The 9,384-nt window shown below is 71.3% G+C and carries 9 protein-coding genes and 3 pseudogenes; 4 read left to right on the forward strand and 8 right to left on the reverse strand.

Annotation, left to right across the window (positions count from 1 at the left end):
• A pseudogene (locus HMPREF3105_RS13510) lies at nucleotides 1-229 on the forward strand (IMP dehydrogenase); the annotation flags it as partial.
• A gap of 90 nt (nucleotides 230-319) precedes the next feature.
• Here HMPREF3105_RS13510 and HMPREF3105_RS05970 read toward each other — a convergent pair.
• The 6 genes from HMPREF3105_RS05970 to otnK are packed head-to-tail and all read right to left on the reverse strand — an operon-like array spanning nucleotide 320 to nucleotide 6,267.
• Nucleotides 320-943 (reverse strand): class II aldolase/adducin family protein, encoded by a 624-nt coding sequence (locus HMPREF3105_RS05970; protein ID WP_049147437.1) that lies wholly within the window; start codon nucleotides 941-943, stop codon nucleotides 320-322.
• 10 nt (nucleotides 944-953) lie between these two features.
• Entirely contained in the window at nucleotides 954-2,351 is a 1,398-nt protein-coding gene (locus HMPREF3105_RS05975; protein ID WP_049147435.1) for a GntP family permease, read from the reverse strand.
• Nucleotides 2,352-2,393: 42 nt separating this feature from the next.
• Nucleotides 2,394-3,353, reverse strand: coding sequence for a D-erythronate dehydrogenase (gene denD, locus HMPREF3105_RS05980; RefSeq protein ID WP_020625806.1), 960 nt, complete (start codon nucleotides 3,351-3,353; stop codon nucleotides 2,394-2,396).
• The gene (locus HMPREF3105_RS05985; RefSeq protein WP_070708972.1) at nucleotides 3,350-4,153 is read right to left on the reverse strand and encodes a DeoR/GlpR family DNA-binding transcription regulator; all 804 of its coding nucleotides are present in this window, start codon (nucleotides 4,151-4,153) and stop codon (nucleotides 3,350-3,352) included. The genes denD and HMPREF3105_RS05985 overlap by 4 nt, the downstream gene beginning before the upstream one ends.
• Complete coding sequence (gene otnI / locus HMPREF3105_RS05990) at nucleotides 4,150-4,947, reverse strand: 2-oxo-tetronate isomerase (RefSeq protein WP_070708973.1); 798 nt, start codon at nucleotides 4,945-4,947, stop codon at nucleotides 4,150-4,152. Before otnI ends, HMPREF3105_RS05985 begins: the two co-directional genes overlap by 4 nt.
• 42 nt (nucleotides 4,948-4,989) lie before the next feature.
• A complete protein-coding gene (gene otnK, locus HMPREF3105_RS05995; protein WP_083325305.1) occupies nucleotides 4,990-6,267 on the reverse strand; it encodes a 3-oxo-tetronate kinase in 1,278 nt (425 codons plus the stop codon).
• Between the two features lie 124 nt (nucleotides 6,268-6,391).
• Between otnK and HMPREF3105_RS06000 the strand changes: the two genes are divergently transcribed.
• Together HMPREF3105_RS06000 and HMPREF3105_RS06005 are read left to right on the forward strand one after the other, a co-directional pair.
• A complete protein-coding gene (locus tag HMPREF3105_RS06000; protein ID WP_049147433.1) occupies nucleotides 6,392-7,267 on the forward strand; it encodes an NAD(P)-dependent oxidoreductase in 876 nt (291 codons plus the stop codon).
• Nucleotides 7,268-7,309: 42 nt separating this feature from the next.
• Nucleotides 7,310-7,573 (forward strand): annotated as a pseudogene (locus HMPREF3105_RS06005) (IMP dehydrogenase); the annotation flags it as partial.
• Nucleotides 7,574-7,617: 44 nt separating this feature from the next.
• Here HMPREF3105_RS06005 and HMPREF3105_RS06010 read toward each other — a convergent pair.
• Nucleotides 7,618-7,845 carry a sulfurtransferase TusA family protein gene (locus HMPREF3105_RS06010; protein ID WP_002855519.1) on the reverse strand — a complete coding sequence of 76 codons (228 nt, stop codon included), beginning with the start codon at nucleotides 7,843-7,845 and terminating at the stop codon, nucleotides 7,618-7,620.
• 52 nt (nucleotides 7,846-7,897) lie between these two features.
• Entirely contained in the window at nucleotides 7,898-9,025 is a 1,128-nt protein-coding gene (locus HMPREF3105_RS06015; RefSeq protein ID WP_020627049.1) for a YeeE/YedE family protein, read from the reverse strand.
• A 167-nt stretch (nucleotides 9,026-9,192) separates the two neighbouring features.
• Between HMPREF3105_RS06015 and HMPREF3105_RS06020 the strand changes: the two are divergent.
• Nucleotides 9,193-9,384 (forward strand): annotated as a pseudogene (locus tag HMPREF3105_RS06020) (transcriptional regulator); the annotation flags it as partial.

Raw genomic sequence — 9,384 nt, forward strand, 5'->3', positions numbered from 1 at the left:
CTCCCACGACCAGACCCTCGACGGCTCCGATCTCTTCGGCCGTGAGATCCACCTCGAGGGCGGGCCCGCGCCCGTCCGCCGCTTCCTGCCCGAGCTGATCGAGCGCATCCAGTCCGGGGAGATCCAGCCCGGCCGCGTGTTCACCGCGCGCATGCCGCTCGACGACGCCGCCGAGGCGTATCGGGCCATGGACGAGCGCCGCGAGATCAAGGTGCTGCTGGAGGTCTGAGGCACCCGCGCGCTGAGCGTGCCCGCCTCTGCTAGGAAGGTGGGCGGCCACGTCCGCACCACGCCCCGCGCGCCGGCCATCGGCCTCGGGTCACTGCGGCCCGAGGAGCTCCTGGACCTGCGCCTCGGTCAGCGGGCGGGTGGGGCGCCCCTCCAGCAGGAAGGCGAGCTGCGCCGACACCTCCAGCTCCTCCGCGGCGTTGACCGCGCTCTCCAACGTGGCACCGGCGACGATCGAGCCGTGGTTGGCCAGCACCACGCCGGGGGACCGGCGCCCGGCCCCGAGGATGTCGTCCAGCATCTCCGCCGAACCGGGTCGGTGGTAGGGGACGGTCGGCACGTCCCGGCCCAGCCGCATCACGAAGTACGGGGTGAGGGGCGGGATGCCCCCGTCCTCGGCCAGGCAGCTGTACGCCGTCACGTAGGTGGAGTGCAGGTGCACGATCGCCTGTGCCTCCGGGCGGGCCTCGTACATGGCCCGATGCATCACCACCTCCTTGGACGGCCGGGGACCAGCCTGGTGCCTCCAGTGTTCATCCAGCACGGAGAGCGCCTCGGGGTCCAGCCGGCCGAGGGAGGAGTTGGTGGGCGTCATGAGATACCCGCCCTCGATCCGGACGCTGATGTTGCCGGCGCTGCCCACGGAGAATCCACGGGAGAACAGGCTTGCACCGAACTCGGCGATCTGACGGCGCAGCAAGGACTCGTCGGTCACGGGGCTCCTCTCAGACGAGTGCGTTGGCGATGAGCAGGGCGACCAGGGTGGTCGCCCAGGCGATCGTGGTGGGGATGGACCACGCGAGGATCTGATGCTTGGCGTTCTTGATGCCCAGCATCCGGTTCACCACCCAGAAGAAGCTGTCGTTGAAGTAACCGAAGAACAGCGAGCCGAGGGCGGCGGCCTGCGCGGCCAACACCATGTTCACATCCGGCATGGCCGCGAGGATGGGTGCGGAGATCGAGGCGGAGGTGATGATGGCCACCGTACCGGACCCCTGGATGAGGCGGACGATGGTCGCGATGACGAACGGGATCAGGATGGTCGGCAGGGGGAGGCCGGCCACCGCCTGGCCGATGGACTCCGCCGTCCCGGACTCGCGCAGAACGCCGCCGAGGGCTCCGCCGGCGCCGGTGACCAACAGGATGATGCCCGCCGACTGTACGCCGAACTCCATGTCGTCCAGAGTCTCCTGGCGCGACTGGTTGCGGGCGAGGCCGTAGATCGCCACGAGGACGCCGAGCAGCAGGGCGATGACGGGGTTGCCGATGAAGGCGAGCGTGGAGACCAGCCCGGCAGGCAGGGCACCTTCGTTGTTCTCCACCATGGTGGCGGAGAAGGTGTTCAGGAAGATCAGGACGATCGGCAGCAGGATCGGCAGGATCGAGATGAACAGCCCGGGCAGCTCGCGTTCCCGGACGGCGGCACGCTCCTGGAACTCCTCGAAGGCCTCCGCGGGGGAGAGGCGTTCGCCCGTGTCCCGTTCGATCATGGCCTCGATCTTCGGACCCATGACCTTCGCGTACAGGGTCACCGCGATCATGGCGGGGAAGCTGAGGATGAGGCCCCAGAGGATCATCTCGCCGACGTTCACGTCGAAGATGCCGGCGGCGCCGAGCGGGCCCGGCGTCGGGGGGACGGCGTGGTGGGTGACGACCAGGCCGCCGGCGAGGGCGATGCCCAGGGTGAGGATGGACCGCCCGGAGGTCCGGGCCAGCGACCGCACGAGCGGCTGCAGGATCACGAAGGCGGAGTCCACGAAGATCGGGATGGAGATGACGAAGCCCGCGCCGGCGAGCGCCCACTCCTCCTTCCCCTTACCCAGCACGCGGATGAGGGAGTAGGCCAGCTTTTCCGCGGCCCCCGAGACCTCGAGGATGCGCCCCATCATCACGCCCATGCCGATGACGAGGCCGATGGTCCCGAGGGTCGAGCCGAAGCTGGTGGTGATGGCCTGGATAACGGCGTCCGGGGCCATCCCGGCCGCCAGACCCGCGATGGAGGCGGCGATGACCAAGGCCAGGACGGCGTGGATCTTGGTCCGGATGACGAAGAAGATGAGCAGGGCGACGGCTGCCGTGAGGCCGACCAGCGCACCGATCTCGGAGGCTTCGAGCCCGTTCATGGTGGTTCTCCTAGTGGTGTGGATCCGAGGGGTGAGGCCGACTCAGGCGACGAACTCGCGGTGGAACTGACGGACGGCGGCCTCGAAGCTGCTGTCTGGGCGGAAGCCGAGGGACAGGGTTCGCTCGACGTCGAACTCGCCGGGCCACGAGCACACGATGTCCATGACCCTCTGATCCGGGCGTGGGACGACCCGTGCCCGTGCCTCGGGCCCCCCGACGGCCTCGAGGGCGTCGAGCATCTCCGCCACGGTCACGGAGACGCCCGGGATGTTCAGCACCCGCCAGCCCCCTAGCCGCTCGGATTCCACGATGAAGGCGTGCACGAGGTTCTGCACCGCCGTGTCGGGGGAGGACAGCCACATCCGGGTGTCCTCCGGCACCGGCAGCTCAGCCTGCAGACCCTGGAGGGGCTCGCGGATGATGCCGCTGGCGAACGAGGACGCGGCCGAGTTCGGCTTCCCGGGTCGCACCGAGATGGTGGGCAGCCGGCAGACCCGGCCGTCCACGTACCCCTTGCGCGAGTACTCGTTGACCAGCAGTTCGCCGATGGCCTTCGTCGCCCCGTAGGTGGACTCGGGCTGGGTGGCCAGGTCTTCGGGGACCACCGTCGGCACGGCGCTGCCGAACACGGCCAGGGAGCTGGTGAAGACGAACCGGGGCCGGGCCCCGGTGGCACGGGCGGCCTCCAGCAGCCGCTCCGTGGCGTCCACGTTCACGCGCAGCGCGAGGTTGAAGTCCTGCTCGGCGCCGCCGGAGAGCACGGCGGCGAGGTGGAAGATCCCTGCCGTGTCTGCGGTGATGGCCTCGGCCAGGACCGCGGGGTCGGCCATGTCGCCGACTCGGGAGCTCACCCGGGGGTCCTCCACAGGGCAGGGCGCCAGGTCGAGCGAGACGACGGAGTCCACCGGCACGGGCAGGCGGCCGGCGTCCTGGGCCTGGAGGAGGGAGCGGATCACGCGGCTGCCGAGGAAGCCGGCGCCGCCGGTGACGACGATGTTCATGGGTGTTCTCCTACGTGGGAAGGGTCGGGAAGGGGGGTCAATAGGAGGTCCACACCGACCGCGGTCGCCCGATCGCGGACGGCGTCGGGCAACGCGGGGTCGGTGACGATCGCGTCGAAGGCCCGGAGGGGGAGGGCCTTGAAGGTGGACACGCGCCCGTACTTCGAGGAGTCCGCGACGAGCACGCAGCGGTCCGCGTGCTCGGCGATGCTTCGCTTCACGATCGCCTTGCCTTCGGTGGGCACCGAGAGTCCGCGGAGGTCGAACGAGGACGCCGAGATGAACGCCAGGTCGATGTTGAAACCCGCCAGCTCCGCGGCGGCAGTGGGTCCGTCCGTGGACAGGTTCCCGGCGTCCAGGCGGCCGCCGAGCACGTGGATCTGGGCTCCCGGGTGCTCGCCGACGGCCGCCGCCACGGCCAGGTCGTTGGTGACCACGTCGACCCGTTCCGCGGCGGGGCGGGCCGCAAGCAGTCGGGCCAGGGCGAGCATGGTGGTCCCGGCGTCCAGATAAAGGAGGTCCCCCGGGCGGATCAGCTCTGCCGCTCGGCGGGCGATGGCCGCCTTCTCCCGGGGCCGGATCCCAAGCTTCACCCGGTGCGTCGCGTCCAGGGACAGGCGCGCCGGCTTGGCGACGCCGCCAGCCACGGAGACGAGGCGGCCCTCCTCCTCGAGCCGCTTCACATCCCGGCGCACGGTCATGGAGGACACGCCCAGCTCATCCGCCAGCGCGGTCACGGAGGCAGAGCCGCGCTCCACCACGAGGTTGACCAGACGCCGCCGCCGCTCGTCCGCGATCATGCCCGTTCTCCGGGGCGCTGGGACCCGCGGTGTGCCGCGAACCAGCCGAGGCCGTCCTCGGTGCGCCCGGCGGGGCGGTACTCGCAGCCCACCCAGCCCGTGTAGCCGGCCTTGTCCAGGTGCGCGAACAGGTGCTCGTAGGCGACCTCTCCGGTGTCCGGCTCATGACGGTCCGGGACGCCGGCGATCTGCACGTGGCGGGTGAGGTCCACAGATGTGTCCACCAGTCGGGTGAGGTCCCCCTCGGTGATCTGGGCATGGTAGAGGTCCAGCTGCAATCCGACGTTGGGGCGGTCAACCTCGGCCAGCAGCTCCCGGGCCTGCGGGACACGGGACAGGAAGTACCCCGGCATGTCCACCGCATTGATGGGCTCCAGCAGGACCTCCACGCCGTGCTGCGCCGCGGCGTCGCAGGCGCGGCGGATCCGCTCCACGTAACGGCGTCGGGCGTCGGCGTCGTCGGGATCCGCGATGCCGGCCATCACGTGCACCCGCGGGCACGCGAGGGCGCGCGCGTACTCCAGGGCGGTGGCGATGCCGCGTTCGAACTCCGCGTCGCGGCCGGGCAGGGACGCGAGCCCCCGTTCCCCCGCGTCCCAGTCACCGGCTGGGGCGTTGAACAGCGCCTGGGTCAGTCCGGCCGAGCGCAGGGCCGCCGCGACCTCTGCGGCGGGGTACTCGTACGGGAAGAGGTACTCGACACCGGTGAAGCCCGCCTCCGCGGCGGCGGCGAAGCGCTCCAGGAAGGGACGCTCGGTGAACATCATGCTGAGATTCGCGGCGAACTGCGGCATCGGTGGATCCTCGGTGTCGGGCGGGTGATGGTCGGTGGAGGGTCAGGTCCGGGGGTCGGTGAGGCGCTGAGCGGCGGAGAAGAAGTCCTCGTCCCCGAAGTTCCCGGACTTCAGCGCGAGGTCCACCGCACCGTCCAGGCTCGCCGTCCACGGGACGCCGGGGGCGATCTGGGGACCAACGCGCAGCCCGGTGACGCCGAGCGCGTGCGTCACCGCACCGGAGGTCTCGCCCCCGGCAACGACGAACCGGCTCACCCCGCGTTCGCGCAGCGCGGCCGCCAGGGTGCCGAAGAGGCGCTCGATGGCCGTGGACACGCGCTGCCTTCCGTGGACCTCCTGCAGGCGACGGACCTCGTCGGGTCCGGCCGTCGCGTACACGAGGGGGGCGGGGCCGCCGTCCTGGGCGAGGACGAAGGCGAGGATCTCGTCTCGGAGGGCCGTGGCGTCCTCCAGCGTGCGGACGACGTCGACGGCCAGGGACGGGGCGATCTTGCGATAGCGATCGACCTGTCGATTCGTCATCTCGGACGCCGAGCCGGACAGCACCACGGTGCGCCCCGGGGTGAACCGCCAGGCGTCGGCCGCGGTCGTGGCGGCGCCGGTGATCGCGCGGCCGGTGAGCGAACGGGCCAGTCCGGAGCCGAGGCCGGAGCCGCCCGTGGTCAGGCGTAGGCCGGACACTGCCGCGCCGATGGTGTCGAGGTGGGTGTCGTCCAGGGTGTCCAGCACGGCATACCGGACCCCTTCGGAGCGGAGGCGGTCTAGCTCGCCGCGCAGCACCTCGGACCCACCGCCCACCACCGTCGAGGGGACGGACGCGGCCCGTCCGCTGCTCTGCCGTTCCATGAGCCGGACCAGGTCCGAGTCCCGCATGGGCGTCACGGGATGGTCCTTCATGCCCGACTCCTGGAGGAGTCGGTCGTGCACGAACAGGTGTCCCTGGTAGACGGTGCGGCCGTTGACCGGGAGGGCCGGGGCCACGACGGTGAAGTCCTCGCCGAGGTGCTCCAGCAGAGCGTCCGTCACGGGGCCGATGTTGCCCTCGGCGGTGGAGTCGAAGGTGGAGCAGTACTTGAAGACGATCCGCTCCGCACCGAGGCGTTCGAGGGCGCGGCAGGCCTCGAGGCTCTGGGCGGCGGCGTCCCCGGGCGGGATCGAGCGGGTCTTGAGGCTGATGACCACCGCGTCCGCGTCCACGTGATCGGGGACGTGTGCGGCACCCGAGAACTGCACGGTGCGGAGCCCACCGTCCACAAGGGCCCCGGCGATGTCCGTGGCTCCGGTGAAGTCGTCGGCGATCACTCCTGCTCGCAACGGCATGGTGCACCTTTCTGATCGGGCGGGGTCGCCCGATTTGTTCGACTCTGTGAACATGGGACGGAATTTCACATAAGCTAACATCGAAGGGCCAGATTGTGAACCGCACCACGGAAGGCGCCGCCGTATGACTCCTCAGGCACAGAACGTCACCTTCGTCGGCATCGGCGCCATCGGCTTGCCGATGGCCCTCTCGGTGGCGGCGGCGGGGTTCGACGTCACGGGGGTTGACTTCTCCGAACGCCAGCGAGTGGCGGCGCTGGAGCAGGGGCTGCCGGCCGCGGCCGACGCCGCCTCGGCGGCCGAGGCGGACGCCGTGATCGTGATGGTGGCAACCCCCGACCAGCTGTCCTCCGCAGCCCTGGGCCAGGACGGGCTCGTCGCCCGCATGCGGCCCGGGAGCACGTTGATCGTGATGAGCACCGTGGGCCCGGAGGCGGTGCGCTCGCTCGTCGCGCCAGCCGCCGAACGGGGCATCGGACTGGTGGACGCCCCCGTCACCGGCGGCATCGCGCGTGCGGCACGCGGAGAGCTGCGCATGTTCGTCTCCGGTGACCCGGCGGCCATCGACGCGGGACGCGCCGTCCTGGACGCCATGGGCGCCGTGGTGGACTGCGGGGCGGAGCCGGGGCGCGGCCAGTCATTCAAGGTGGTCAACCAACTGCTGTGCGCGGTGCACATCGTCGCCGGAGCCGAGGCCCTGGCCCTGGCCGAGCGTCTGGGGCTGGACCCCGCCGAGGTGCTCGACGCCGTGGCGGACGGCGCCGCCGGGTCGTTCATGCTCTCCGACCGGGGGCCCCGGATGCTCGAGGGCCTGGACGCACAGGTCGCCAGCGCGATCGGGATCTTCGTGAAGGACTCCGCCCTGGTGAGCGCCACCGCCGCCGAGGCCGGGATCGCGGTGCCCGTGCTGGAGGCCGCCAAGCAGAAGTACCTGGACGCCGCCGAGGCCGGTCTGACCCTGAAGGACGATTCGCAGGTCATCCAGACTTACCGGCCCTGACCTCGGTCTGAACCGGGCTCGTGTGGTGGCGGCGGCCGCACGCTCCGCCCCGGCGGGTACCTCGGGTTCGTGGGCGTCTCCCACGACCAGACCCTCGACGGCTCCGACCTCTTCGGCCGGCAGATCCACCTCGAGGGCGGCCCCGCCCCCGTCCGCCGCTTCCTGCCCGAGCTGATCGAGCGCATCCAGTCCGGGGAGATCCAGCCCGGCCGCGTGTTCACCGCGCGCATGCCGCTCGACGACGCCGCCGAGGCGTATCGGGCCATGGACGAGCGCCGCGAGATCAAGGTGCTGCTGGAGGTCTGAGGCACTCCGCGGCGGGCGGAGGTGCCGAGAGGCTCCGCCGCCCCTCAGCCCTTCTTCACGGTGATCGTCCACTCTGCGGCGCCGCGCTTCACGAAGTCGGTGACCTCGTGGCCGTTCTCCGCGGCCCAGCGGGGCAGGGAGTCGGTGGCCTGGGTGCAGTCGAAGTCGATCACGAGCTCGTCCCCGGAGGGGATCTGCTGCATCGCCTGGTTGGCCTCCACGAGCGGGAAGGGGCAGACCTGGCCGTCGGTCTCGAGCAGGTGCTTCGCCATGGTGTTCTCTCCTTGGTGTCGGTGGTCAGAGGTCGTGCGCGGGCGGGCCGGCTCAGCCGATCGGCGTGAGCTTCACGGGGCGGGCCGTCCCGGCGTCCGCCGCCGCGCCCTCGGCCGAGGCGAGGCCGGAGCCGGGGGCGGGGACCGGCGTCGTGCCCTTGCCGCGGTGGTTGAGGATGAAGAGCTTGGCCGCCAGGCCGGTGCCGAGCACCATGAACACGAGCGCGGTCCAGCCCTGGAAGCTGAAGGTCGCGGTGTTCACCATCGCGTTGCCGATGGTGCAGCCGCCGGCCCACGCCGCGCCCCAGCCCATGCCGAGGCCGCCGATGATCGAGCGGACGGTGGTCTGCGCGTCGGGCACGCGGACGCGGAACTCGCCGGAGGCCTTCGCGGCGATGAACGAGCCGATCAGCAGGCCCGTCACCATCAGCACGCCCCAGTCCACGAGCTCGAGTTCGCCCGTGCCGAGGAACGCGCCGATGTTCGCGGACGGGCCGGTGATGCCCAGGCCGGACTCGCGGCCGGTCGCCCAGGAGAGCGGCCACGCGAGGATCGCCAGCACGCCGATGATCGCCGCGGTGACGAACGGGTGCCACGCCTTCTCGGTGAGCACGTGCGCGAGGCCGGTCTTGGCGGCGGGCAGGCGGAAGCGGGTCATGGCCGCCTCGCGACGCAGGTGATGACGCACGGCCAGGCCGACGCCGGCCACGAGCAGCGCCACGAACACCCACGGGGACAGCCCCGTGAGCTGCTGGAACGAGCCCGTCTGCGTCTCCACGGAGCGGACGGCCTCGGTGGTGCCGGCCAGCGGTCCCTTGCGGAACGCGGTGGCGCCCACGATGTAGAAGATCAGTGCGAACCACGAGCCCACGAGGCCCTCGCCCGCGCGGTAGTACGTGCCGGTGGCGCAGCCGCCCGCGAGCACGATCGAGAAGCCGAAGATCAGGCCGCCGATGATCGTGCCCAGCCACGGGAACGTCTCCGCCTCCAGGGTGATCACGCCCAGGGCGTCGAGGGCGAACACGCCCACCGACTGGACGGCCACGATCACCATGAACGCGGTGAGCCATCGGGTGGACCGGATAGTGAACAGGTCGCGGAAAGCGCCCGTGACGCAGAAGCGTCCGCGCTGGAACACGAAGCCCAGGACGAGGCCGAGGAGGAGTCCGGTGATGATCATGCCTGCCATGAGACAGGGTGCGGCCGGTCCCGCGCGCCGGGCAGGACGTGCGGGGTAACAGTCGCAGGGCTGTGCCGGAGACGACGCGCGGGGGCGCCGTGGGCGACGCTTGACCCTCCCCTTGGGGGAACGCCCACGCTGGGATCACCTGAGAGAAAGGTCGCCCCATGAGCCCCCCGATGACCGTCGGCGAGTTCGCCCTCGCCACCGGACTGAGCGCGAAGGCGCACGCGGCCGAGCTGCGACGCCGCCGCGACCTCGAGGACCGCGCGCTCGCGCTCGCGGTCGCCGGTGTCTACGCGGCCCCGGATCCTGACGACGACGGCGCCCCCGCCCGTCCCGGCCCCGTGGCGGAGCGC

It is taken from the genome of Micrococcus sp. HMSC31B01, from assembly GCF_001816085.1.
In the GTDB taxonomy this organism is placed as follows: domain Bacteria; phylum Actinomycetota; class Actinomycetes; order Actinomycetales; family Micrococcaceae; genus Micrococcus; species Micrococcus luteus.

Excerpts from the sequence above, each read along its gene's own strand:
- HMPREF3105_RS05975 (WP_049147435.1), bottom strand. The coding sequence starts at position 2,351 with ATGAACGGGCTCGAAGCCTCCGAGATCGGTGCGCTGGTCGGCCTCACG.
- denD (WP_020625806.1), bottom strand. The coding sequence starts at position 3,353 with ATGAACATCGTCGTCACCGGCGGCGCCGGCTTCCTCGGCAGCCGCGTG.
- HMPREF3105_RS05985 (WP_070708972.1), bottom strand. The coding sequence starts at position 4,153 with ATGATCGCGGACGAGCGGCGGCGGCGTCTGGTCAACCTCGTGGTGGAG.
- otnI (WP_070708973.1), bottom strand. The coding sequence starts at position 4,947 with ATGCCGCAGTTCGCCGCGAATCTCAGCATGATGTTCACCGAGCGTCCC.
- otnK (WP_083325305.1), bottom strand. The coding sequence starts at position 6,267 with ATGCCGTTGCGAGCAGGAGTGATCGCCGACGACTTCACCGGAGCCACG.
- HMPREF3105_RS06000 (WP_049147433.1), top strand. The coding sequence starts at position 6,392 with ATGACTCCTCAGGCACAGAACGTCACCTTCGTCGGCATCGGCGCCATC.
- HMPREF3105_RS06010 (WP_002855519.1), bottom strand. The coding sequence starts at position 7,845 with ATGGCGAAGCACCTGCTCGAGACCGACGGCCAGGTCTGCCCCTTCCCG.
- HMPREF3105_RS06015 (WP_020627049.1), bottom strand. The coding sequence starts at position 9,025 with ATGATCATCACCGGACTCCTCCTCGGCCTCGTCCTGGGCTTCGTGTTC.